21 protein-coding genes are annotated in these 24,535 nt (G+C 54.7%); 8 read left to right on the forward strand and 13 right to left on the reverse strand.

Annotated elements, in window-relative coordinates; translation table 11 throughout:
• The first annotated feature begins 94 nt into the window (after positions 1–94).
• The gene (locus tag IPN69_11870) at positions 95–451 is read left to right on the forward strand and encodes a hypothetical protein (GenBank protein ID MBK8811413.1); all 357 of its coding nucleotides are present in this window, start codon (positions 95–97) and stop codon (positions 449–451) included.
• Here the strand turns inward: IPN69_11870 and IPN69_11875 are convergent.
• Both IPN69_11875 and IPN69_11880 read right to left on the reverse strand, forming a co-directional pair.
• The gene (locus IPN69_11875) at positions 431–928 is read right to left on the reverse strand and encodes a zinc ribbon domain-containing protein (protein MBK8811414.1); all 498 of its coding nucleotides are present in this window, start codon (positions 926–928) and stop codon (positions 431–433) included. The genes IPN69_11870 and IPN69_11875 overlap by 21 nt on opposite strands.
• 8 nt (positions 929–936) lie before the next feature.
• A complete protein-coding gene (locus IPN69_11880; GenBank protein ID MBK8811415.1) occupies positions 937–2,115 on the reverse strand; it encodes a proline dehydrogenase family protein in 1,179 nt (392 codons plus the stop codon).
• 133 nt (positions 2,116–2,248) lie between these two features.
• Between IPN69_11880 and IPN69_11885 the strand changes: the two genes are divergently transcribed.
• The gene (locus IPN69_11885; GenBank protein MBK8811416.1) at positions 2,249–3,721 is read left to right on the forward strand and encodes a proline--tRNA ligase; all 1,473 of its coding nucleotides are present in this window, start codon (positions 2,249–2,251) and stop codon (positions 3,719–3,721) included.
• Positions 3,722–3,733: 12 nt separating this feature from the next.
• Here IPN69_11885 and IPN69_11890 read toward each other — a convergent pair whose 3' ends face one another.
• From IPN69_11890 to IPN69_11940, 11 genes are all read right to left on the reverse strand, one after another.
• Entirely contained in the window at positions 3,734–3,997 is a 264-nt protein-coding gene (locus IPN69_11890; protein ID MBK8811417.1) for a hypothetical protein, read from the reverse strand.
• A 150-nt stretch (positions 3,998–4,147) separates the two neighbouring features.
• Positions 4,148–4,645 (reverse strand): hypothetical protein, encoded by a 498-nt coding sequence (locus IPN69_11895; GenBank protein MBK8811418.1) that lies wholly within the window; start codon positions 4,643–4,645, stop codon positions 4,148–4,150.
• Between the two features lie 700 nt (positions 4,646–5,345).
• On the reverse strand, positions 5,346–5,801 hold the full coding sequence (locus IPN69_11900) for a hypothetical protein (protein MBK8811419.1): 456 nt from the start codon (positions 5,799–5,801) through the stop codon (positions 5,346–5,348).
• A gap of 230 nt (positions 5,802–6,031) precedes the next feature.
• A complete protein-coding gene (locus IPN69_11905) occupies positions 6,032–6,640 on the reverse strand; it encodes a hypothetical protein (GenBank protein ID MBK8811420.1) in 609 nt (202 codons plus the stop codon).
• Positions 6,641–6,723: 83 nt separating this feature from the next.
• Entirely contained in the window at positions 6,724–7,362 is a 639-nt protein-coding gene (locus tag IPN69_11910) for a hypothetical protein (protein ID MBK8811421.1), read from the reverse strand.
• 41 nt (positions 7,363–7,403) lie between these two features.
• Positions 7,404–8,384 carry an RHS repeat-associated core domain-containing protein gene (locus tag IPN69_11915; GenBank protein MBK8811422.1) on the reverse strand — a complete coding sequence of 327 codons (981 nt, stop codon included), beginning with the start codon at positions 8,382–8,384 and terminating at the stop codon, positions 7,404–7,406.
• A gap of 42 nt (positions 8,385–8,426) precedes the next feature.
• On the reverse strand, positions 8,427–9,113 hold the full coding sequence (locus IPN69_11920; GenBank protein ID MBK8811423.1) for a hypothetical protein: 687 nt from the start codon (positions 9,111–9,113) through the stop codon (positions 8,427–8,429).
• 46 nt (positions 9,114–9,159) lie between these two features.
• Positions 9,160–11,778: an RHS repeat-associated core domain-containing protein gene (locus tag IPN69_11925; GenBank protein ID MBK8811424.1), complete on the reverse strand. Its 2,619-nt coding sequence runs from the start codon at positions 11,776–11,778 to the stop codon at positions 9,160–9,162.
• Between the two features lie 355 nt (positions 11,779–12,133).
• The gene (locus IPN69_11930) at positions 12,134–12,340 is read right to left on the reverse strand and encodes a hypothetical protein (protein ID MBK8811425.1); all 207 of its coding nucleotides are present in this window, start codon (positions 12,338–12,340) and stop codon (positions 12,134–12,136) included.
• The gene (locus IPN69_11935; GenBank protein MBK8811426.1) at positions 12,337–14,019 is read right to left on the reverse strand and encodes a PrsW family intramembrane metalloprotease; all 1,683 of its coding nucleotides are present in this window, start codon (positions 14,017–14,019) and stop codon (positions 12,337–12,339) included. The genes IPN69_11930 and IPN69_11935 overlap by 4 nt, the downstream gene beginning before the upstream one ends.
• Before the next feature lie 84 nt (positions 14,020–14,103).
• Complete coding sequence (locus tag IPN69_11940) at positions 14,104–16,176, reverse strand: hypothetical protein (GenBank protein MBK8811427.1); 2,073 nt, start codon at positions 16,174–16,176, stop codon at positions 14,104–14,106.
• Between the two features lie 170 nt (positions 16,177–16,346).
• Here IPN69_11940 and IPN69_11945 point away from each other — a divergent pair, with 170 nt between their 5' ends.
• The 6 genes from IPN69_11945 (at position 16,347) to IPN69_11970 (ending at position 24,444) form a co-directional block, all read left to right on the forward strand.
• A complete protein-coding gene (locus tag IPN69_11945) occupies positions 16,347–17,339 on the forward strand; it encodes a glycosyltransferase family 2 protein (protein ID MBK8811428.1) in 993 nt (330 codons plus the stop codon).
• Between the two features lie 90 nt (positions 17,340–17,429).
• Positions 17,430–18,611, forward strand: a complete 1,182-nt coding sequence (locus tag IPN69_11950) for an acetyl-CoA C-acetyltransferase (GenBank protein ID MBK8811429.1) — start codon at positions 17,430–17,432, stop codon at positions 18,609–18,611.
• 144 nt (positions 18,612–18,755) lie between these two features.
• Complete coding sequence (locus IPN69_11955) at positions 18,756–20,486, forward strand: hypothetical protein (GenBank protein ID MBK8811430.1); 1,731 nt, start codon at positions 18,756–18,758, stop codon at positions 20,484–20,486.
• Between the two features lie 117 nt (positions 20,487–20,603).
• Positions 20,604–21,452 (forward strand): 3-hydroxybutyryl-CoA dehydrogenase, encoded by an 849-nt coding sequence (locus IPN69_11960; protein ID MBK8811431.1) that lies wholly within the window; start codon positions 20,604–20,606, stop codon positions 21,450–21,452.
• A gap of 177 nt (positions 21,453–21,629) precedes the next feature.
• A complete protein-coding gene (locus IPN69_11965) occupies positions 21,630–22,979 on the forward strand; it encodes an insulinase family protein (protein ID MBK8811432.1) in 1,350 nt (449 codons plus the stop codon).
• The gene (locus IPN69_11970) at positions 22,969–24,444 is read left to right on the forward strand and encodes an insulinase family protein (protein MBK8811433.1); all 1,476 of its coding nucleotides are present in this window, start codon (positions 22,969–22,971) and stop codon (positions 24,442–24,444) included. Before IPN69_11965 ends, IPN69_11970 begins: the two co-directional genes overlap by 11 nt.
• The last annotated feature ends 91 nt before the right edge of the window (positions 24,445–24,535 follow it).

Raw genomic sequence — 24,535 nt, forward strand, 5'->3', positions numbered from 1 at the left:
GCGCGGGAACTGGATCGCGGGAACGGTCGGCCGGTTGCGATTTGAATCGCCGCGACTTTTCCAACTCCCGCAGTTCTTTGTTAAGCTTTGAGATATGTCACAAGATTTTAAGGGTGGTGATTTCTTGATTTTTCAGATCGAAAGCGGATACGGTCTGCTTCGCCTGCTGGCGATCGATTCATCCGGTGCCGAACGAATATGGCATTTGCGCGGATATGCCGAGCTGTTCCCGGACATCGAATCGGCCGAGGCGGCGCTCGAAAACCCGGAACGCTTCACGATCTCGCTGGCGCACGCCGCGCTGACGAACCGCGCGTTCGAAGCGACTCAAACGGCGCGTCTGAAAAACGAGGCACTCGCAGATTCCGAACTTGAAGCACTGAAGGATTGGAAGAGCCGCGGAAGCGTCGCCAGTGACCGGTCGATCCGTCTAATGCTCGGACTTCGCTGATCGGCGCGGCAGTTTTTCGGCCAGGCTGCGCGTAGTCCCTTCGGTAACGCTTGCCGGTATGAATGCTTCGGGATCAGCCTCGGGCAGGAAGTTGCTTGCTTCGGCAGGTCGAAACTGCGGTTGTTTGGCGACGTCCGGACGAGCCGTATCATTGCCTCGCGCCGGAAGCGATTTCTTTAGCAAAATGGTTCGCCAGATCACCTGAACCTGCCAGAAGAACATCGCCGTCAGAAAGCCCGCCGTGACATAGATCAGCATCGGCGTGTCGTCTCGTCCGAGAAACGTCGCATAAAGCATTATCGCCAATGCGGCGCTCACCACGGCGGTCATTCCCGTCAAAACGCCATTCGCGACGAGATGCTGTCCGGGCGTCACTTTCTTTTTCTGAAGACTTTCGAAATCAGGCAGAAAATTCCCGCATTTCCGGCAGAAGGTGTCGGGATTTTGTTCCGCGCCTCCGCAGTTGGGACAAAACATATTTAACCTTACGAAATCTTTCGGCGTTCAAGTTCCCGTTTTATAAGGACGAGTTCGCGGCTCACCTGACCCATCACGGCGGTATTCTCCTGCGCGCGTCTGATGAGATATGGAACCGAATCGCGCACCGGCCCGTACGGGACATATTTCGAAACGTTGTAACCCTCGTTTGAAAGAACGTAGGAAAGATTGTCGCTCATCCCGAGCAGTTGCGAGAAGTAAACGTTCGGGTGGTTCTTGGGGACTTTGGAAGTCTCCATAGAATTCGCGAGAAAGCGAGTGCTTTCTTCGTTGTGCGTCGCGGCGACGAAAGCGAGCGTGTCGACATTCTCAAGGCAGTATTTCAATCCAAGGTCGTAGTCGCGATCGGTCGAAGCCTTGTCCGGCTGAATCGGCGACGGATACCCCTTTTCTTCGGCGCGGTCGCGCTCTTTCTCCATATATGCGCCGCGGACGAGCTTGATGCCGTAAAAATAGCCTTTGTCGCGCGCCTCCTGATGTTGCGACCTGAGAAGTTCGAGCGCGTCGGTGCGATAGAATTGAATCGTCGTGTAGACGAGCGGCTTTTCCTTGTTATGTTTTTCCATCATCGCGACCGTGAGCCGGTCGATCGCATTTTGGATCCACGTTTCCTCGGCGTCGATAAAGATCGGCTGATCGAGCGAGGCCGCATAATCGCAGATCTCCTGAACCCGCCCCTGGATCCGATTCCATTTCAGCTGACTCTTTTCGGGCAGATCGACGCCGGCGCTGACCTTCTCCAGAGTCCCGAGCGGGGCGATGCCTGTAACCTTGAAAACGGAAAACGGAATGCTCGGGTCGTCCTTCGCACGGCGGATCGTTGAGAGAATCTCATCCTTGGTGCGCTCAAAATCTTCTTCCTCGCATTTTCCCTCGACCGAGTAATCGAGAATCGTACCGATGTTCGATTCGGCGAGTTTCTTGATCGTCCGGTCGCATTCCTCGATTGTTTCGCCGCCGCAGAAGACTTCAAAGACGGTCCCCTTGATCAAACCCCCGATCGGCAACCCGATCGAAAGCGCAAAACTCGTCGCCCGTGTGCCGAGACTGACGAGGAACGGGGAATTCATCATTTTGAAGAGACGGTAACGTTCTTTCAAAGCTGAGTTTGATTTGTCGGAAAACGCGGTTGCAGTGTCTTGGAAGTCGATCTCAAGTGCGCTCATATATTCTAAATTATCACAAAATCGGCGCGAAATCGCGTTCGCTGAGCGCCGAAATCGGGCCTGCTCAAAATTGTTTCTTTTCGGCTTTTCACGTATGATTCTTTATTTTACCGGGCAAACCGAAAAACGACCTATGAGCAAAGGACTACCGAAACGCACAGAAAACTACTCCGAGTGGTACAACGAACTCGTCAAACGCGCGGATCTCGCCGAAAACTCCGCGGTTCGCGGATGTATGGTCATCAAACCTTACGGCTACGCGATTTGGGAAAAGATGCAGCGGGCGCTCGACGATATGTTTAAGGCGACCGGTCATCAGAACGCATACTTTCCGCTGTTCGTGCCGAAATCGTTTCTTGAAAAGGAAGAAGAGCACGCCGAAGGATTCGCGAAGGAATGCGCCGTTGTCACGCATTACCGTCTGAAGGCCAATCCGAACGGCAAAGGTCTCGTCGTCGACGAGACGGCGCGGCTTGAGGAGGAACTCATCGTCCGGCCGACAAGCGAAACTGTCATCTGGAATACTTACCGCAACTGGATCCAGTCTTACCGTGATCTTCCGATCCTGATCAATCAATGGTGCAACGTCGTCCGCTGGGAGATGCGCACGCGGCTTTTCTTACGGACCGCCGAGTTTCTTTGGCAGGAAGGCCACACGGCGCACGCGACGCGCGAAGAGGCGATCGCCGAGACCGAGCAGATGCTCGGCGTTTATGCGACATTTGCTGAAGAATGGATGGCGATGCCCGTTGTGCAAGGTTCGAAAACACCCAACGAACGCTTCGCCGGCGCCGAAGACACTTTGTGCATCGAGGCGTTGATGCAGGACGGAAAGGCTTTGCAGGCCGGAACGTCGCATTTTCTCGGCCAGAATTTTGCAAAGAGCTTTGACGTCCAGTTCACGAGCAAGGAAGGGAAACTCGAATATGCGTGGGCGACGAGTTGGGGGCTTTCAACGCGGATGATGGGCGCGCTCGTGATGGCGCATTCCGACGACAACGGACTCGTTCTGCCTCCGAAACTGGCGCCGATCCAAGTTGTGATCATACCGATCTTCAAGACCGAGGAAGATCTTGCAAAGATCTCCGAAAAGGTCGATCCGATCGTCGCGGAATTGAAATCGAAGGGAATCACGGTGAAGTTCGATACCGATGATCAACAGCGTTCCGGCTGGAAATTCGCCGAATATGAGTTGAAGGGCGTCCCGGTTCGCCTCGCGATCGGCCTTCGCGATCTTGAGAACGGCACGATCGAGGTCGCGCGCCGCGATAATCTGTCGAAAGAGTCGAGGCCGATCGACGGCGTCGGCATATACATTGCCGGTCTTCTTGACGAAATTCAGTCAAACATTTATCGCAAGGCCCTCGAATTCCGCGAATCGAACACCTTCGTCATCGATACCTGGGACGATTTCAAGATCCAAATAGAAAAGGGTGGGTTTCTCTGCGCGCACTGGGACGGAACGAGCGAAACCGAAGATGCGATCAAGGCCGAAACAAAAGCGACGATCCGCTGCATTCCGTTCAATTCGGTTGAGGAGTCGGGAACCTGCGTCTTTTCCGGCAAACCGTCGGCAAAACGCGTGATCTTCGCTCGGGCGTATTGATCCGGAGTGTCTTCAACGCATTTTGGGCCAACCGAGAATCCACAAAAGTATTCCACAAATCGCGACCGCGCAGAACCATTTGCCAAATGTCACATCCCCGACAATGTTGTTTCGTTTGCCTTTTCCAAACAGCGGATATGCCAGAAACATTGCAACAGCCAACCAAACGACTCCCGGTTCACGGCACCTCTCATCCGCAAACATCGAGGAAAGAAAGACCGCCACCCCGAAAACAAATGGCAACAGCAACAGATCGCTCAGACGAAACTCACTCATATTCGACCTCGACATCCGGTTTCTTCCTCGGCCACCTCATTTGCGATTTGTCCAGAACAGCTCCCGAATTGGGTGCACACTGCCGAACCGAAGCCGGGTGCGCGAAGGACAGAGTATGACCGCTTCAAACAGAACCTGATATTCCTCGTTTCATGGCGAAGTGAGCTGCTTATTAAGAACGCGGCTTCGAATGATCCAGCCAATCAACCAAGACAAAGGAAGACACAACAAAATGTATGTCGGGTCCGTCATGCAGGGAACGCCGACGATCGAAGTCTCGATATACTCGACCTCTTCGATGATGATGCCTTTGCTTCGTTTCGGATTCGGGGACTTGTCACGGACAAGGACGGCCCACGCATTTGGGATTGCCGATTTTCGATTTCGGATTTCTCGATTTAAAGAACGATCATTCCGCGTTCGACCAATCCAAAATCCAAAATCCCAAATCCAAAATCGGGTGGCCGCCGATGACTTCATCTGTTCAAGAGCCTTCTGCGACATCACGTCGCCGACGAGATCCTCGGCATTCGAAGACGCGGTCAGCCGGCAGAACTTACGCCCGTCCTTTTCGAAGGCCTTCAATACAGAGTCCGAAAGGAACTTGAACCTGATCTCGGCTTCGTCGATTTTGTGCTCTTTATGCAAAATGCTTATCGGGTTTCGACTCCGATGAGCATCTTATATGTTGGATTCCGATTATTGTGCTGCGGGGTTTGCGTCTGGCGATTGCCTCATCGAACCTCAAGGTCGGCGATCATAAGGGCTTCGAATCCAGCCCGAAAAAAACGCTGATCACTCATCTCTGAAAGGCCCGGATCGTGCGGTTCTACCTCTTTTTGGTCTACGAGCCGATGTTGATTCAGGTCAACCTGCCTACACTGCAGGGTGCTTGTCGCGTCCGGATGGGTACGCCGGATTCAATTACCTTCCTGAACCGAATCCATTCCATCGCGAATCTATCAACTCCACTGACACATACCAGCGTTCAACACTTACAGAGCCCGCATCCAGTTTCGGATATCGCCCGGTCCTTGGCCGTTTGAAACAAATAGCGGCTATTCATCATCGAGGAATCTTGAAATTCGGATTTCGACTGAAACGGCGTCATCAAGTAACCGCGCGGTGATAGAAAGAGGTGACTTGCCGTTCATTTTGTCACCAGTTTTGATCTCTGCGTACGTTTTCTTAATGATTCGCTCAACCCTTTTGAATGGCAAGAACTGGCTTTCGCTTGTCAAACCCGCTTTCTTCGCACGAGAAACAAAGAGGTCCTCGGCAATTCCGATTGACGGGTCAACACTTATCCTAGTCAAACGGTAAGCCCTCGGATCGCCTCGGTCAATTATTAAAAGCTGTCAAATCTCGCCGAAATCCACTTGACGTCCGTCACGACCCTCCCGTTCATCTTCCGAATGAGACAGAACTGCTTGGTAACATTGTTCGACAAATCATAGTGCTCCATATAGATCAGCGTCTCGGAATTATCAGGGCTACTTCCAATCCGCGACATCAGGATCAATCCTTCCGAGTCGGGATTGTCTTTCTCAATCAGATCAACGGTTTTCTCTATGGACTCGTCAACTTCGATCATCCTGATCTTCGCGTAGACGTCGAAGCGCTTCCGCAGTTTCTCCGAATTCTTGTTTTTCTCGACGAAGTCGTCCAGCGTTTCTTGGGACACACCGGTTAACTGCCGAAGTTGGTCAACATCTGCGAACTGGATGGTGTTCTGTCCGACAAAAACGAGTGAATCGATCGAAAGGTAGTACTTGAGCAACGTGGCGTATGAACCGTACTTCAAACCTTCAACACAATCAAAATCACAAGGCGTCTGGTTAGGATTCATCGCTACAGGTTCATCGAATTCGCGCGGATCGGTCATCGCGCGGTTGTCTCGGCCATTATTGCACGAGAAAGCTGACAACAAAGCAAGGGCAGAAAAAACGAATACAATTCTCAATAACATCGCGTCCACCTCTTCATCAAATAATCAATCTCGAGGCCGTTTTTCGGCCGAGAGACTGAGAATAATTATCTTCGACGCTCGGTCGAAATAGCTATTTGGTCCGTAAACCACCCCGGCGAGTTCAATGCATAGCTGTATCGATTGAACGTCTGCGGGTTCTTCGCGCTGGCCGATGCGGCGAGGGGCTCAACCGATGTAAATCGACCGTGTTTGGCGGCGAAGTAGCGGTTCTGGGCGAAGTCCAATCCTGATTCTCCGTCGCGTTCGTAGCCGGTGAACTGCTGGCGGATTCGGTCGTTGGCGGTGTAGCCAACGACCTGATTCCGGTTCGCGACCGTTGGCGCGATCTCCTCGCCGAACGGCATATAATCGTGGCGCGAAGCGACCTGACCGAGATTGTTCGTCGTCGCCCGCGGGCGACGACGACATCCGATGTCAGATATTTCGTGCCTTCGGTCGTGATCGTCTGGTTCGTCGTATATTCGGCGGCGAGTTTGCCGAAAGCGTCGTAAACAAAGTAAGTCTCCTGATTTCCGACCGTCTTTTTCACCCTTTTGCCGTTGCCGACAATACTCGTAGGTCGAGACCTTGGGGTCGGCACTCTCCGCCGACTCGTTCTCGAACCGCGTCCGCTGCTCGCTCGTGACGAGCTGCCCGAAATGGTCGAAGCCCATGTGCCAAGTCGGGTTCGGAAAAAAGCGATCTCGATCGCGACTCAAATTGGCGAAGCCCGGCGTTAATCAGCCCAATCATATTGCTATCGCAAAGTGAACTTCAAATCCCGCTTTTCCAACGAAAGAGTCCAAATCTTAAATTTGGTTTCTTTAACAATCCCATTGAGAATCAGCCTCATAGTTTTATCGCGAAAACAATAGTCTCTTTCAACTGAAGCGGGTTCAAATGAGGACGGCGAATCAACGAAGGGTGAGCGTCGAATTTCTTTCGAAATCATCAGCCCCTTTAACTCTTTTGTTTCGAGCAACGCGTCGCGAATCTCATAAATCGAACTACCGCGACGAAAGTCGAGAACAGCAACTTGCGTAGCCAACAAGTCCGCCAAGATTGGGTTTCGACCTTTTGCCGGGAAGAAGTTGATCACGCCATCTTGAACTTCCCACGAATATTCCGGAACCTGAGTTTTCAGAATCCCCAAAACATCTTTCAATGTGCCATCGGATATCTCGAAACTAACAACTCTTGGAAACTTCTCATTTTCCGTGAGTTCCAAACCAATTGGAATCTCATGGTCTTCAGAAAGCTCATCCAAGACATAGATCAGCGACATGTTTGAGACCGTGAGACTGATTCTCTTCTCTAAGACGTCCTTCGATGTGCCCTGGGACAACGCTTGTAACGAGCCCAATAATATAAATCCCAAAACGATAAATTTACACATATGCAATCTCCACAGGCAAAAGTTCACCTACCCATGCCGGATCAGTCCACCCGTTTGATTCTTGGTTCGGTGTACCTCACGACCATATTCAATCCATTGCTGTTCATTTGAGTTCGCGGTTTTCCGTCTTCCCGATTCGTTATTTGACGCTCCCAAGTTACTTCATACTTCTCGCCGTTGTTCGTACTAATACTAAGCGTCTGTCTTGTAGTTTCATTGATAGAGGCCTCATTGCTTTCGTCGGTTAACCCAATCCGAATTGCCCTCTTGTCCTCATCATTCGAGGGATTAATTCCCGCGATGCTCTTTCGAGACCGACTAACCTCCCCAACCCCAACGACATCGTTCATTACACCATTCGAATCAAGCTCTAGCGAGTCGACACGTTCGTCTATGGTTCCGGTCCCCTCAACCCGCTTGTTTGTTTCGGTAACCGTGGCACCGGCTAACGGATTCCCCTTTTTGTCCAAGATTTGTATCGTTGCAATTGTGGAAGTGCCTGTGAAAAATCGATCACGAAGAGGCGCGTTGAAATAAACATCCATTTCTTCAAACGAGATCTTGATTTGGAGAAGAGGAGCTTCGCGACGCTCTTGCGCGGCAATTGCTCGATCCTCCATAACCTTTTCCTGGGGTCCGTGAGGTTCACCGTCATCGGCCTGTGTACAGGCGTCGCCGTTTGGCTTTTCATCGCCAGCCCGTCCACAAGGCCTAAGTCCCAAAGGATCCGTGAATTTGTACGGCGAATTGAGCGCATAGCTGTACCGATTAAGCGTCTGCGGATTTTTCACGCTCGCGGATGCGGCGAGAGGGTCGACCGATGTGAATCTTCCGTGTTTGGCGGCGAAGTAGCGGTTCTGGGCAAAGTCCAATCCTGATTCGCCGTCCCGTTCGTAGCCCGTGAATTGTTGCCGGATGCGGTCGTTGGCGGTGAATCCCGAGACCTGATTGCGGTTCGCGACGGTTGCGGCGATCTCCTCGCCGAAGGGCATATAGTCGTGGCGCGAGGCGGTTAACGGCATCTGACACTTTGATCCCGCATTCATCACCTTCCCGCTAGCAAATTACCGGCCATCAAGGCGTATTGCACTGTCAGTCTTGAAATACACATAGTGACGTGGCTCATCGTTTCGTATCCATCCTTCGGTGCTCTCAAACTCAAAATTGAATGCGGTTGAAATTTGAAGTTTGTCGGACAAAAAACGTTTGGGAACACGAAAGCTAACAGATTCTCCTGGCCCGACCCATATTCCGGGATAGGATCGACGCCTTCCCTCACTCGATTTGCAACTGCACGCGATATTCTGATCAGGAACTTCCACTGGAATACGGACACCTTGGGTTATCACCATCCGGTTATCCTCGTCTCGTCTGGTGACGGTCTGCGTCATCACGACTGGCTCGACGTCATAGCAAAGGCTAACCTTGGATCCATCTTTGACGCCAATGCCAGATGCTCCATCGGAGAGCTTCAGCGGAATTTCACTGACTTCCCGAATGTCAAAATTTGCATCTAAATTGATCAGTTGACGCATATTGTTGTGAAATTTCAAAATCGCAAAGTCCTTTTCCGAACGCTCGCAAATAACGGTTCCTTCGCTACTATCTAGCCGCTCGAACGATAAGAACACACTCGGTCGGCGGTTGTCGATTCTCTCAAACGATGGCCGTCGTGATTCTTGCGATTCGCTTATGAGAATCGCTGAAAGAACAAGACATAACAAAACAAAAATCGAATTAAATCGTCTCATTTTTGATCCTCGATCAGCTCCGCAACTGTTAATTTCTGATTCCTCATTACTCCCAACGCCCCCGACCACCGGGAAAAGCATTCCTTTGGCCAACAAAACTCGACGGACTCTTTCCCTGAGCTTCCAACAGAGACTCGACATGTGTCGTTATTTCCCTGCGAACAACACCGTGCCCGCCCGTTACGAGCCAATTACGATCGTAAATCACGAAGTCAGATCCTCCGCTCTCAACAATGTGCTTCGAAATGCCAACGTTTGTTTCTGAGACAAGTGCGGACACAGTGTAAGCTTCCATCTCAGCATCATGAAGACTTATGTTCGTTCCGTTCAAATATCGACTCGCCTGCTGCACGTGAACGCCCTCATGAGCTACGTTTTGTTCATTCAGCTGTTCCATGTTGAAAGCTACTATTATGGTACCGTCTTTTACATGAGTGTAACCGCCCTCGTCTGCGGTATCCAGGTCACGCGCCACGACAACACCGTTATCTTGCCCAGGTTTGCCGAACGCATTAACTGCCGACCGGATCCGATTCGCTTCGTCAGTTAGCCCATTGTCTTCGAATATCTTCGCACGTTCCAAGGCTAGATCCATTGAAGCAACAACTCTCCTACGTTCCTGAACAATGCGATCCAATCTCGCAATCTCGTCACAATTAGTGTCGGCATCACGCTTCAGCCTTTCTAACTCGTCTTCCAATTCGGCGTCGGTTTTGAGCCCACCGAGAGCTGCAGACCACGTAAACAATCCTAAAGGATCAGTGAACTTGTACGGTGAATTAAGCGCGTAGGTGTACCGGTTAAATGTCTGTGGGTTCTTCGCGCTCGCCGATGCCGCGAGCGGGTCGACCGATGTGAATCTTCCGTGTTTGGCGGCGAAATAGCGGTTCTGGGCGAAGTCCAATCCCGATTCGCCATCGCGTTCGTAGCCCGTGAACTGCTGGCGGATGCGGTCGTTGACGGTGAATCCAGTGACCTGATTGCGGTTCGCGACGGTTGCGGCGATCTCCTCGCCGAATGGCATGTAGTCGTGGCGTGACGCGATCTGCCCTAGATTGTTCGTCGTCGCGCGCGGGCTTCCGACAAGGTCGGCGGTCAGAAACTTCGCGCCTTCGGTCGTGATCGTCTGGTTTGTCGTGTATTCCGCTGCGAGTTTTCCGAACGCGTCGTAAACAAAGTAAGTGTCCTGATTTCCGACGGTCTTCTTCACGCGTTTTCCGCCACCGTCGTAAACATAATTGGCTGTCGTCTGGGTGACCGAATCGTAAACTTGCGTCTGCTTGTTTTCGGCATTGTAGGTGAAAGTCTTGCCCTCCGGATTCGAAGTAAGGTTCCCTTCGGAATCATATAGGTAGCCGTCCGCGATGTAAAACTTGTTGTCCGCCGGATTGACCTGCGGATTATGGATCGCGTTGTTTGCCGGCAAGGTGGTCGTATTCGCGGCGTTGAACGTCCGGTTTCCGAAGCGGTCGTAGTCGAAATCCTGCCGCCACTTGACGGTCGAATCGACGGTTTCGGTCGCAACGTCGATCCGGTTAAGCGCGTCGTAGCTGTAATCCTGTTCGATCGGAGCGATGCCCGGGAGCGTGATCGTCTGTTTGCGCAGCGATCCGTTGTTGTCGCTTGAATTGCTTGTCGTCGTCCCGTAGTTGAAATCGAGCCTTAACAGACTTGAATCCGCGATCGAACCGCCGAGCGAGATCCGCTTCATCTGCAGGCGTTTGGCGTCATACTCCATCGTTTCCCAACGTCCGTTGCCGAGTTTGCTGCTGCTGACCGCGCCGAATGACGTGTAAGAGACATGGCTGAGCATCGTTCGTTCCATCTGATTCGGCATCTGGCTCGTCACTTTTGAAAGCCTTCCGATGTTGTCGGTTTCGGCCCGCACGACCCGGCCCGACGGATATGTCTGCGAGACGAGCGCGCCGGACAAATCATAGGAATAGTCGGGAAACGAATACGTTGCCCCGTCGATGATCTGGTTCGAGCTCTTGATGCGGCCGAGATCGTCGAACGCCGTGAAGCGTGTTTCGGAAACGGAAGAAGACACCTTGGTTAGTTTGCTTTTTGAATTGGGAATGTTCGGATCGTCGTAGGTGAATGTCACGTCGGGCGTCGAATCCGAATAATCGCGGAACGTCAGGCGATTTATGTTGTCGTACGTTCCGGCCGTCGTCACGCCGCGGGAGTCGGTCGTCGAGACGATGTTCCCGTTGTTGTCGTAGTCAAACCGGACGGCCCAGCCGTTGTTGCCGGTTACGGGGTCGGTGATGTTAAGGCTCGTGTTCACCTGCTGCTCCGTCTGCTTGGCGCGGATAAGCCGCCCGAGATCATCATACAGGAAAAACCGTGTCTGTGATCCCTGAATTGTTTTGCGGAGGCGTCCGACAACATCGTAAGTGAAGAGCGTTTCAAGATCGGTACCGTTGTCATATTCGACGACTTTGACGAGACGCCCGAGCGCGTCCGAAACTCCGGCGCGGCTATGGTCCGCCTGATCGAAGACGCGGACGCTGCTGCCGTAGTACCGACGCGTGACCTTTGCGTTGTCGGGCGTCGTGACCTCAGTGACGCGGCCGAGATCGTCAAACTGCGTTGTCGTCCAAAGCGCGGTCTCACCGAGATCGGCGCGGAACGGATTCGACGAACGGTAAGCGCGGCCCAAAGAGTCGTACTCCTGAAGCGCCTTGACGTAATCGGTCGAGTTCTCGTAATCGCGGGTTTCGATCGTTCGTCCGAGACCGTCGTAGATAAGCCGATTCCGCGTGTCAACAACTTTCTTGCGTCATTGTAATTTCGCCGCCATACTCAGTCGGATGTGACGGATGTTTGGTCCGGCTGATTGTCTTCGGCTGAAACGCGGGATTGCCAGATGCTCATCGGAAGCGGACCGTCCTTCGTGTTGATGACGGGCGCGTCGGCGAACGGGAATTTGTTTGTATCGAGCGGTTTCTTTCCCGTGCGGGTACGGGCTTCATTGATCGACGCCCAGGGTTGGTTTCCGGTCTGCTGCTTGCCGATCAGCGCCTGCTGCTTTTCGTCCTTTGCATGATAGGGTAGGAAAATTCCATATTGACGTCGCCGAGATACGAATAGCGATCGAGAAACGCCGCGTTCTCGGCTTCGATGATCCGGACGAGATCGCCTTCGAGCGACTCAAGATCGTCGTTCATCATCGACTCGGTGTTCGCGCGCGAGGCGGTCCCCGAGGCGAATTGCGGACTCAAACCTTCTCGCGCCAGCGCAGAACCTCGTTGCGGAGGATCGGGTTCTGCTGAAAACTCGCCGTCTGACCGTGAGCTTCGGTCGCGCGCTGTATGTGCCAGTAAGAAAGTCCGAGTTTTCCAAGCGTTCGAAGATACTTCGTCCGGGCTCCGAATTTGCCGGAACCGATCCCGCCCAGCCGCCAAAAGATCGAACCGAAAATCGAAGTCGCCGTCTTCGCGTGTTCCTCGGGAAAGAGCCCTCGCGCGACGTCGATCGCGAGCATCTCTTTCAGAATCCGGTTCTGGCGCACAAGAACATAGACCGTGAAGGCGATAAAGATAACGAACAGAGGGATCTGGAGCGCCGCATAGGCGATCAGGAAGGCGCACAACGATTCGAGGCCGCTTTGCTGCAGCCAGTCACACAGCCAGCCGATACTTAACGTTTCAAGAATTCGGCTCGCAAAGACCGCAAGTCCGTTCCAAAGCGAGTGCAGGCAAACCGCGAGCACGTAGCCAACCAGCGGAAAAAGGATCTTGACCGGTTTGCTGTGCGACTCCCGCGAGATCCCGCAACCGATGCCCGTCATCGCTGTGAACGTCGCGTGCGCGAACGGCGAGAGCAACCCGCGGAGGCCGAAAAGGATCGCCAACGCGATCAATCCGCCGCCATTGAGAGCGCGACCGTAGTAGAGGATATTCTCAACCGTCGCGAATCCGAGCCCGACGACACCTGCAAAAACGATCCCGTCGAGGATGTCGTCGAAATACTTCCGAAAAACCACAAGCAGGAGCAAGACACCGAGCCCCTTCGAACCCTCTTCAAAGATCGGAGCCGCCGCGACCGCCATAAAACCGTCGCCGAATTCCGGATTAACGGCAACCGCCGCGCCAATTCCGGCGATCGTGTTCGCAAAAAACGAGAACGCGATCGAGACGAGCCCGCCCCAGGCGAACGCGAGCGCGAGCAGCCAGAGCGGTTCCGGATCGTATCTGTCGATCAGTAAATAGGGAATCAGGTAGAAGATGACCGGCGCAAAGGCGACGAATGTCGCGACGATCGCCGTCAGCGGCCCGACCGAGAGCACTGTGATCAACACGACCAGAAGCAGGCAGATGAGACTTCCGATGATCGCCGCGACGATCCCGATTATCATCAGCGGGTTGCTTTTTTCGGGCTCGGGCTGATACTCCTGCGGCATGCTGCCGAGGCTGAAATTCGAGATCGAATTTCGCACGCCTCCTGCGACCACGGTTGCTTGTGACGGTCCGGGAGAGGCCGGAACCGTTTCAAACGCGGGAGATGACGCCGGATACGCGACCGTCGCCTGTTCGGCCGGCCGCGGAATGTACGGCGCGGCTGCAAAAACGGTCGCGGCGCTGGCGTTTTCATCGGCTTCGATGGCAATCGTTCCTTTCACGCCGTTCTTGCCGAACTGCAGGACGTCGCCGCCCGAAAGGCGGCTCGTCCCGATCCGTTCGCCGTTCAGATAGGTGCCGTTCGTGCTGTTGCGATCGGTAATGTAGAATCCGTCGGCGCGCGCCTCGATCGCACAATGCTCTTTCGACATCACACGCTCGATCAAAGGGTCGAAGCGGATCGAACATTTTTCGCCGCGTCCGAGCGTGATCGTGCCCTCGGAGAGTTCGAATGTACGCCCGGCGAAGGTTCCGGTCTCGATTGTCAGTGAAAGTTTCATATGATCCCGAAAAGACGAAAGTCCAAAGCTAAACGTCAACGCCTAAACTTTGGACTTTCAAAGGTCGATCTATCCGAACAGCTTCTACGGTTGTACCGATGAGGGCGAAACGACGTCGCCGCTTTGGCCGAATTGCCTTGACGAGAAGGCGCCGTTGGAGCTGTTGAGCCGATACCAGACACTGTTATCGGGCCTGAATACCGCGATGTCCGCCTGTCCGTCACCATCGTAGTCAGCCGGGATCGGAACATCGCCCGCGAGGCCAAACCGATTGATGGCAACCTGGTTCGTCGCTGATTTCAGCACATACCAGTTGCCTTCGGACGGGCGGTAAACCGCGAAATCCGAACGTCCGTCACCATCGAAATCGGCCGCAAGCGGTTTGTCGGTCGAGATTCCCCAATTGACGATGATCGGAAGACTTGATGAACTCTGCATCACGTACCAAACACCGGTACTCGGACGAAAGACGGCCATATCCGCCTTTCCGTCGCCTTCGTAGTCGCCGGCGAAGGCAATGTCGGTGCTGATTCCCCAATTCTGGATTCTAATGCCGAGAGTGCTCTGCGAAATGAACCAGGTGCCGGTGGACGGGCGCCAAACCGCGATGTCAGTTTTTCCGTCCGAATCGTAATCAGCTTCGACCGGAGCATCGCCGCTCAACCCGAATTGCGCCTGAACGAAAGTGTTGCTGGAACTGTTGATACGATACCAGGTTCCGTTCGACGGCCGCCACAAAGAGATGTCGGACTTGCCGTCGCCGTCAAAATCGCCGGTCGTCAAACGGTCTTCCGCGATCCCGAAAGTCGACTGGCTGAACGCCGAATTCGAACTACGCTCAACGCTCCAAACTCCGCTTGAAGGACTGAAGGTCGAATAATCAGTCTTGCCGTCGCCATCGAAATCCGAAACGACGTTCCTCGGCGCCGCGGTCGCCCGGGTAACATCGACGACCAGAAGCCCGTAGGTCAGGTCGCCGATCAGGACCTTGTCTTCGCCGAGAAACGGGAAGACCGCCCAGGCGCCGTCGTAACTCGTCGGAAGAACATTCTGCAAATTCTCGCTGCCGCAAACGATGTCCCACGGCTCCTCACTTAATCCGATGAGATCTGTCGGAGCGAATGTCTGCTGATACGAATCGTACTGAGCAACACGCCTCGGTTGTTGCGCGACCGTCACGTCAAAGACCTGAAGGCCGGCCTGATACCACGAAACGTAGAGTTTGCCGCCCATCACGACCGGATTGTGCGGGGTCACCGCGTTCAACGCGAGTCCGTCCATCGTCTGGCGATCCATCAAGACCGGCGACGAAGGTTGTGTGATATCGTAAACACGGATATCGCCCGTTCCGTTGGTCGTTTCGCGCGCACTGTAAAGTGTGCCGCCGTCCTCGCTCGTCCAACTGCTGTGCATGCTGTTGCCGGCGGTCGTCGTCGTCGTGTCTTCGATGAATCCCTGAAGTACCGGAGCTTGCGTCGCGATGTTCGAAATGTCGTAGATCTCGGTTCGGCCGCGATTGGTCGAATTCCCCCAACCGGAGGTGATCATACGATTGCCGCGGATATGCATCGCGTGAACCCATTGCGGTTCCGTCGGATTGAGATCGCGGACGAAGACAGGAGCGGCCGGATTCGTGACGTTGATGAACTTGATGATCTTGTTCGAAATGCTGTTGGAGTTTTCGATCAAATAGGTTTGGCCGCCCTGACTGAGAACCATCATCTCGTGGATCGAGTTGTGGCCGTTCCCATTGGTCGAAGTCACTTGTCCAAGGAGAACGGGACTCGCGGGATTGGTCAGATCGACGATATGAACGCCGCCGCCGTTGCCGCTGCCGAAATACCCACGGTTGCCGACGACGATCGCTTCGAGAAACTGCTGATTGGCGCCGGGATTGTACCACGCGGCCAAGGTCGGCGCGTCCGGATTTGAGATATTGTAAATGAATGCGCCGCGACAATTGTAGCTGCCCTGAACCGCAATATTGCCGTCGGCGTAGATGTCGGAGAACTTCCAGCGCGTCGTGCCGGTAACGGCCGTACAGTTCGGCGTGATCTGCGAACGAAGTCTGACTTTCTGCGCCTCGGCGTCGAACGAAAACGCGCCCGACACAACGATGCCGACAATTAGAAATTTCAAGATCGAAAACTTTTTCATTTTTGCTCCAATACGGAAGGTGATTCTGTTGATTGCAGAACGCTGAATTCTGACCTATTTTCGACAAAAATTCAAGGCATAAGGCATTGTATAAAGGAGATTTCCCGTTATCGGCCGATTGAACGTCGTGCGAAAACAAGTGAGAATAGCAACGTCCCTTGCTTACGAGTATGAAACCCATCGAGAACACCTCAGCGTTGGTCGTTGCGATCGTCACCTGGAACAGCGCCGGTGAGATCCGTGAATGCCTTGGATCTTTGCGAGATTGCGGGCTCGAACGCCGAACGTGGATTGCGGACAATTGCTCGATCGATGGAACCGTGGACGTAGTCCGGCGTGAGTTTCCGGAGGTGTCGGTCATCGAGAATGAGTCGAACCTGGGTTTCGCGACCGCGTGCAATCGCATCGCCGCGAACACGGCCGGCGAGTTCATCCTGTTTCTGAATCCCGACACGCTGGTCAACTCAAATGCGCTGGAAGCGGCGCTCGGCGAAATGCGATCGAACCGGGATATAGGTTTGCTCTCCGTATCGGTCGTCGACGATCAGGGCGAACGGCAAAAGATCTGTTACCGTTTCCCGACTCTCGGCTACACGTTGTTGGATGCGCTCGGCTTGTACCGTTTTCTGAATCCTGAATCACGGGCCGACCGGCTTTTGGGAGACTTCTTCGATCATCGGGAATCGCGTGACGTCGATTGGGTTTACGGTGCGTTTATGCTCGTCCGCCGAGAAGCGCTCGAGAAATCCGGCGGCGTCCCCGAAGACTATTTCTTGTTCGCGGAAGATACCGATCTCTGTTTCGCGGTTTCGAAAGCGGGCTACAGGGTGCGTTATCTGGCCGGCGCGTCGATAGTCCACAAAGGAAATCGGAGCGCGGGCCAAATGCCTTCCGAATGGCGGATCGGTCGAACGGTGATGAGCAAATATGCCTTTTGCTTCAAGAACTTCGGATATCTTCGGACACGTTTGATCCAGTCCGCCGATCTCGTCGGAAATCTCGCGGACGCACTTCGATCGCGATTGCGTCCCGGAACGCGGCCATCGCAAACTGAACGATTGATTTATCGCCGTGCGATCTGGCGTTCGATCCGTCTCAGCCGGACGCGGCTTCGCGCCGAACTGCATCGGCGACCGGAGACCGATCCCGCGAATCGAACCTGATCCGGGTTTGAACGTCCCCTTCAAACGTCATAAACTATATCCATCTATTCGATCGACGGTTTTAACATAAGGAACATAAATAATATGACTATGAGAGAAGCAGTTATCATCAGCGCGGTACGGACGCCGACGGGGAAGTTTCAGGGATTGCTGAAAGGATTCAGCGCCACCGATCTCGGCGCGATCGCGGTAAAAGAAGCGGTCAGGCGGGCCGGGATCGATGTCGCCGATGTCGATGAAGTGATTATGGGCTGCGTCGTTCAGGCCGGTCTCGGACAGGCGCCGGCGCGTCAGGCGGCGCTAAAGGCCGGACTTCCGCCGGAAGTTTCGGCGTTGACGATCAATATGGTCTGCGGTTCAGGTCTTCGCGCCGTGAGCCTCGCCGCGCAGGCGATAAAGCTCGGCGACGCCGATTTCGTCGTCGCCGGCGGAATGGAGTCGATGTCGAACATACCCTACGCGATGCCGGGCGCGCGCGACGGTTACCGAATGGGAAATCAGACTGTCACCGACTTGATGATCGGCGACGGATTGTGGTGCCCGTTCGAGAACTGGCATATGGGCAACACCGGCGAAGTCGTCGCTGAGAAACATCAGATCTCGCGCGAATCACAGGACGAGTTTGCGGCGGGTTCGCATCAAAAAGCGGCGGCGGCGCAGTCGGATGGCCGTTTCTCGGACGAGATCGTCCCGATCGAGATTCCGCAGAAGAAAGGCGACCCGATTGTTTTGAATTACGACGAACCGGTTCGGGCCGATACGACGGCCGAAGGGCTCGCGCGGCTCAAACCGGCGTTTAAACGCGACGGCGGAACGGTCACGGCCGGCAACGCGCCGGGAGTCAACGACGGGGCATCGGCGCTGGTCATCACCTCGGCGGAAAAAGCGGCCGAACTCGGGATCGAGCCGCTTGGACGGATCGTCTCGTATGCGACATCGGGAATCGAGCCGAAACTGATCATGCTGGCTCCGGTCGAAGGCGTCCGGCGCGCCGTCTCGAAGGCCGGTTGGCAACTTTCCGAAGTTGAGCTTTTCGAACTCAACGAAGCGTTCTCGGTGCAGGCGCTCGGCGTGATGAAGGAACTCGGGATCGATCCCGAACGCGTCAACGTGAACGGCGGCGCGGTTGCGATGGGACACGCCATCGGAAATTCGGGCAGCCGGATCCTGACGACGCTGCTGTATGAAATGAAGCGTCGCGGCGCGTCGCGCGGCGTTGCGGGACTTTGCCTCGGCGGCGGGAATTCGGTTGCGATGGCGGTCACGCGTTAGTTGTTTTTGCTGTTTGCGTCACGATCTGCCCTCGACCGCGCCGGCCTTTGAAAATCGGCCGACACGGTCGCGGGCGTTTGTTTGCTCGCAAATCTGCGACAACGCTTCGATTAGGACTATACTCCCAAGAGATTTGAATTTGGTATGTCGATAATTGCGGGGATTTACAGTTTGAAGGGCGATTCCGGGGCCCTGGCGCGTTTTGCCGACTGCATACGCGCCAATATGACCCGAAACCCGGATCACGCGATCGACGAATTCAGCGACGGCCGAACGCACGTTTTCAAGGTCAGCCTGAACGCGTTCAACGGCGCCGGTGTCTTCACCGACGGGAACGGCGGGTTCTCGCTGCTTTCCGGCGAGACTCTGTGCGGTGTTTTCGGAGCGGATGCCGACCGCGATCGTGATCTCCGCCAAATCCACGACGATCTCGCCGCCGGGAAGACCGACGCCCTGAAAAACTGCCGCGGAACGTTCTGCGCCGTCAGCGCGCAGAACGGGTCGCTCAGTCTCGTTGCCGACAAACTCGGAATCAGACAACTGTTCTACTGCATCGGCAGCGATTTCATCGTCTTCTCGACGGCGCTCCGGATCATTGAGGAACTGCCGTTCATTCGACGGAAGATGAATATCCGCGGGGCGACCGAACAAGCGGCTCTCGGATATCCGCTGGCGGATCGAACTCCATATGAGAACGTTTTCGCGATGCGCGCCGGAGAAGTTCTGCAATTTCGCGAAGAGGGCACGATCCGATTCAAATACTGGAGATGGGATGACGTGAACATCTCCGTCGAATCGGAAGATGAAATGCTCGCCGCGCTCTATCGCAGTTTCAGCGACGCCGTCGGTTTTCGGCTTCAGAACGACCGCGCGACGGTCGCCTTTCTCAGCGGCGGACTCGATTCGCGCTGCGTCGTGGCCGCGCTCTGCGAAAACGGCGCACGGACGCATACCTTCAATTTCGCGCTCCCGAATACCCAGGATCTGATCCTCGGAGCGCGGTTTGCGGAAAAGGTCGATGTCATACATACCGAGGTCCCGAAAGACGCGGGAGATCAAATTCCCGACTATTCTGCAAAGATCGCCGATGCCTGGAAGCGGTCGCCGCACCGTTCGCGGCAACCGGTCGAGCGCGGGAACGTCGTCTGGAGCGGCGAGGGAGGAAGCGTTGCGCTCGGCCACGTACATCTGGGCCGTCCGATTGCCGAACTGATGCGCGCCGGACGAATAGATGACGCGATCGACGTGTTTCTTCAGCGCGAGGACATTCACCTGTCGCCGAAAATGTTCCGTTCGGGACTTTTCGAGCATCCGCTCGCGCTGGTCAAAAAGGGAATTCGTGAGGAGATCGGGCATTTCAGATGTGCTGATCCGGCGCGGAGTTTCTATCTTTTCCTGATGCTGAACGATCAGCGTCGCAAACTCCATAACCATTTCGAGAATCTTGACCAACACGGGATCGAGTTTCAGCTACCGTTCTTTGACGCCGGGTTTTTCCGGACGATCCTCGAAGTTCCGGTCGATCTTTGTCTTGAACACAGACTCTATGTGAACTGGTTGAATATGTTCTCAGCGGCCGTGACCGAAGTGGCGTGGCAATCATATCCGGGCCACGTGCCCTGCCCGCTGCCGATCGAAAGTGAACTTGCGTACCAATGGGACGCGGCACACCAGAGCGAACAGCAAAAGGCGCTCGATGCGGAACTCAAACGAGAGGCGCGGGAACTTCTGCGCTCATCCGATTTTCCGTCCGAAGTTCTCAGCCGCCGGAAACTTAAGATCGCGTATCTTATTCACCGCACGGGACTTCGCGATTATGGTTACCTTATCGACACGGCCCGGGTCTTCCACCGGATCCGTCGTAAATGCGTTTAGTTCCCATCTGGCAACGTTTGAGCGGCGGGTGCGATCGGCGCGTTTGTAACCGACCGCACAAGTGGTTTATCTTCTACGTATGGCCTAATTTCTTAGAACTCAAGAGGTACTTTTCATATGAGTAAGCTTATCGGAATTATCGGTGCCGGAACGATGGGGAACGGCATTGCTCAGACCGCCGCTGCGACCGGTTTCGAGGTCGTGATGTGCGACATAAAGGACGAATTTGTAAAGCGCGGATACGAGAACGTAGTCAAGAGTCTTGACCGTTTTGTGAAAAAGGAAACGATCAGCGAAGAAACAAAAAGCGAAATTCTCGGCCGCATCAGGACAACGACCAGCCTCGACGATCTCAAGGATTGCTTCCTGGTCGTCGAAGCCGCGACCGAGAATTTCGATGTCAAGAAGCAAATCTTCGAAAAGCTCGATTCGATCACCGGTGAAGAGTGTATTCTCGCGTCGAATACTTCTTCAATCTCGATCACCAAGATCGCGGCCGTTACCAAGCGGCCCGACAAGGTCATAGGGATGCATTTTATGAATCCGGTCCCGCTGATGAAACTCGTCGAAGTCATCCGCGGCATCGCGACTTCGGATGAAACCTATGAAAAAGTCCGCGAATTGTCCGAGGAAATGGGCAAAACGCCGCTCGATTGTCAGGATTTCCCGGGTTTTGTCGCGAACCGAATTTTGCTGCCGATGATCAACGAAGCGATCTTCGCGCTTCACGAAGGGGTCGCAACGCGCGAGAGCATCGACGGCATAATGAAACTCGGAATGAACCATCCGATGGGGCCGCTCACGCTCGCCGACTTTATCGGCCTCGATGTTTGTCTCGCGATCCTGCGCGTGATGCACGAAGGGCTCGGCGATCCGAAGTATCGCCCCTGCCCGCTGCTCATCAAGATGGTCGACGCGGGCTGGCTCGGGCGAAAGACCGGAAAGGGCTTCTACGATTACCAGTAGTCTTGGATTTGTCCGAAGAATCGATCGGTTTCTTTGCGACAGGCTCCCTGTGTTTTGATTTGGCCACGAATCACGCGAATTTCACTGATCTTTTTGGGCTGCCGAAAACGATTTGTGAAAATTCGCGGGTTTCGTGGTTAAATGTGTTCCTGAGAGTAGTTTACCCTCGAGAATCTTATGACAAAACGATTTCTGTTCCCTTTAGGCTTGTTTCTTCTGGCTGCCTTCGGCACTTACGTTCCCGCGCAGGTCCGGGTGGCGCCGCTCGACATCAAGCAACGGACGATCTCCAACGGTTTGCGGGTCGTATCCGTGCGCGACACGTCGAGTCCGACCGTTTCGATTCACGTCTGGTACGATGTCGGCGGCAAGAACGATCCAGACGGCCGCTCCGGATTTGCGCATATGTTCGAGCATATGATGTTCAAGTCGACGAAGAATATGAAAAGCGAAATGCTCGACCGTTTGACCGAGGACGTCGGCGGATTCAACAACGCTTCGACCTGGGACGATTTCACCAATTACTATGAGGTCGTTCCTTCGAACCACCTCGAACGCCTTCTTTGGGCCGAAAGCGACCGGATGGTGAATCTAAACGTCGATGACGCAAATTTCTCGTCGGAAAGGGAAGTCGTGAAAGAAGAATACCGACAGTCGGTGCTTGCACAAACGTACGGGCGATTCTATGAGTACATCACGAGTCTGTCATACGAAGTCCATCCGTACAAACGCGGCGTTATCGGGAATCTCGACGAACTCAGCGCTGCGTCCCGCGACGATGCCGACCGGTTTTACCGCACTTTCTACCGACCGGACAACGCCTATTTGATCGTCGTCGGCGATTTTGAGCAGGCCCAGTTCGATGGGTGGGTCGACAAGTATTTCGGTCGTTTGCAGAAGCCCGCCGGCGAGATCTCGCGGGTGACCGCGGTCGAGCCCGAACGGTCGGGCGAAAAACGTTTCGACCGATTTGGTCCGAATGTGGAGTTCCCGGCAGTCGCGATGACCTATCTCGGCCCGCCGGCGAAAAGCGTCGATCTCCCGGCCATCAGAGTCGCGGAGGCGATAATGTCCGGCGGAGAAAGCACACGTTTGTATCTTGGGCTTGTCCGCCCGGGAATTGCGCAGGACGCCTACTTCTACATCGACCTTCGTCTTGACCGCAGTTTGCTGGTCGTTAGCGCGACGGCGGCACAAGGCAGGACGACCGAGGAAATGGAAGAGGCGTTGCTCGCCGAGATCGCGCGAATCCAGAAGACTAGAGTGAGCGCCAAGGAGCTTCAGAAGGCGAAGAACCAACTCGTCGCGCAAGCGCTCCAGAGTCGTGAAACACACGACGGAAAGGCGATCGCCATCGAGCGTGCGGTCGCATATCTTGGGGATCCGACGGCCGTCAATTTCGATATTGCGAAACTGCAGGCGGTGACGGTCGCCGATGTGCAGCGCGTGATGAACAAGTACTTTCAAGCAGACCAACGTTACGTCATCAATTACCGGAACCAGGGAGGAATCACCGATGGTCAGTAAGTTCAAAACGCTCTTTTTCGTCCTTGCGGCGCTCGCGACGGCGACTGTCGCCGTCGCTCAGGAAACAATACCAGAGCCTGGCGCGACGCGTCCCTTTGTTGTCCCGAAACTGGCCGAAGCGAAATTGCCGAACGGATTGACGGTCGCGGTCGTCGAGCGCAGCAACGTTCCGCTCGTGACGGTTCGTCTGGTTATTCGCGGCGGTGCCCGGAGTGAAGGCCTCAGCCGAGCCGGGCTTGCTGATCTGACAGCCGCGCTAGCGACGAAGCATACGAAAACGCGCGGCGCCGACAAGATCGCCGAAGAAATGGAATTCTTGGGGTCCGGATTAGTGTCGGGCGCAGACTGGGAAAAGTCGGTATTCAGTTTTACGGTCGCGGTCGACAAGCTCGATGCGGCGATGCGCATTTTTGGCGATGTGATCTTGAATACGACGCTTGATGCCAACGAACTTGAACTCTTGCGCGCACAGGCGCTCGACAATCTTGCCGCGGATCTGAAAGAGCCGGCGTTTCTCGCCTCGTATGTTGCGAGCGTCTACAGCTACGGCGAGCATCCCGTCGGCGGTACGCCGGAGAGCTTGAAGGCGATTTCGCGGAAGGACATTGCCGAGTACAGAAACCGGAACCATCGGCCCGAGAACTCGGTCCTGATATTTACCGGCGACATCAAGCCGGCTCGTGCAAATGCGCTGGCGACGAGGACCTTGGGCGCCTGGCGAAAGGCTTCGGGACCGACCGTGTTTGACTTAATGACTCCGGCGACAGGCGAAACGAACGGAACCGGCAGGATTCTCGTCATCGACCTACCTGATTCCGGGCAGTCCGCGGTGACCTACACGCAGCGCCTGTTGAGACGGGGACGGGTCAATTGTACCGTCGGCGAGTGCATATCGAACTCTGTTTTCTTTCCGGCGACGGTGACGAATTCGATCCTTGGAGGCGGCTATTCTTCCCGCTTGAACCAGGAGATCCGGATCAAGCGCGGACTCAGTTACGGTGCGGGCAGCGGATTCTCGTGGCGCAACGGCACGGCGAATTTTGCGACCCGGACGCAAACCAAAGATGAATCCGCCGCTGAGGTTGCGGAGATCGTCGTCAACGAGATAAAGCGGCTCGCCGAGACAGAGGCAGCGAAGATCGAGATCAACCCGCGCAAACTCGTCATTACCGGCGATTACAGCCGTGAGTTCGAAACCACGGCCGAACTTGCCGAAACGGTCGGTGCAGTCTATGGCTACCAACTCTCACCCTTTGAAATGACGACGTTCAATATTGGCGTCAATGCGGTTACGGGAACTCAGGTCCGGGAGTTTGCGCGCGTTTACCTTCAAAACGGCGACATCGTCATCGCCGGCGATTACCGCAAATTCAGGGACGATCTGGCAAAGCGGTTTCCCGGCGCAACCGTGCAGGTGATCGAGGCCGCCAGACTTGATCTTTCGAAAGAAAGCCTTCAGCGCTAATTCTTTTGAAGCCCGAAACCACAAGTTATTCCGAAATACGTGGAAGCCGCTTGAGTCTCGACGCTCCGTTTGTTTGAATAGTGTCAACGCT

This window comes from Acidobacteriota bacterium, assembly GCA_016715115.1.
GTDB lineage: Bacteria > Acidobacteriota > Blastocatellia > Pyrinomonadales > Pyrinomonadaceae > JAFDVJ01.

Coding starts and splice junctions, on each gene's coding strand:
- IPN69_11945 (MBK8811428.1), top strand. CDS start 16,347: ATGAAACCCATCGAGAACACCTCAGCGTTGGTCGTTGCGATCGTCACC.
- IPN69_11915 (MBK8811422.1), bottom strand. CDS start 8,384: ATGCCGTTAACCGCCTCGCGCCACGACTATATGCCCTTCGGCGAGGAG.
- IPN69_11935 (MBK8811426.1), bottom strand. CDS start 14,019: ATGAAACTTTCACTGACAATCGAGACCGGAACCTTCGCCGGGCGTACA.
- IPN69_11970 (MBK8811433.1), top strand. CDS start 22,969: ATGGTCAGTAAGTTCAAAACGCTCTTTTTCGTCCTTGCGGCGCTCGCG.
- IPN69_11960 (MBK8811431.1), top strand. CDS start 20,604: ATGAGTAAGCTTATCGGAATTATCGGTGCCGGAACGATGGGGAACGGC.
- IPN69_11870 (MBK8811413.1), top strand. CDS start 95: ATGTCACAAGATTTTAAGGGTGGTGATTTCTTGATTTTTCAGATCGAA.
- IPN69_11940 (MBK8811427.1), bottom strand. CDS start 16,176: ATGAAAAAGTTTTCGATCTTGAAATTTCTAATTGTCGGCATCGTTGTG.
- IPN69_11950 (MBK8811429.1), top strand. CDS start 17,430: ATGAGAGAAGCAGTTATCATCAGCGCGGTACGGACGCCGACGGGGAAG.
- IPN69_11905 (MBK8811420.1), bottom strand. CDS start 6,640: ATGGGCTTCGACCATTTCGGGCAGCTCGTCACGAGCGAGCAGCGGACG.
- IPN69_11890 (MBK8811417.1), bottom strand. CDS start 3,997: ATGAGTGAGTTTCGTCTGAGCGATCTGTTGCTGTTGCCATTTGTTTTC.
- IPN69_11920 (MBK8811423.1), bottom strand. CDS start 9,113: ATGAGACGATTTAATTCGATTTTTGTTTTGTTATGTCTTGTTCTTTCA.
- IPN69_11875 (MBK8811414.1), bottom strand. CDS start 928: ATGTTTTGTCCCAACTGCGGAGGCGCGGAACAAAATCCCGACACCTTC.
- IPN69_11965 (MBK8811432.1), top strand. CDS start 21,630: ATGACAAAACGATTTCTGTTCCCTTTAGGCTTGTTTCTTCTGGCTGCC.
- IPN69_11885 (MBK8811416.1), top strand. CDS start 2,249: ATGAGCAAAGGACTACCGAAACGCACAGAAAACTACTCCGAGTGGTAC.
- IPN69_11955 (MBK8811430.1), top strand. CDS start 18,756: ATGTCGATAATTGCGGGGATTTACAGTTTGAAGGGCGATTCCGGGGCC.
- IPN69_11880 (MBK8811415.1), bottom strand. CDS start 2,115: ATGAGCGCACTTGAGATCGACTTCCAAGACACTGCAACCGCGTTTTCC.
- IPN69_11910 (MBK8811421.1), bottom strand. CDS start 7,362: ATGTGTAAATTTATCGTTTTGGGATTTATATTATTGGGCTCGTTACAA.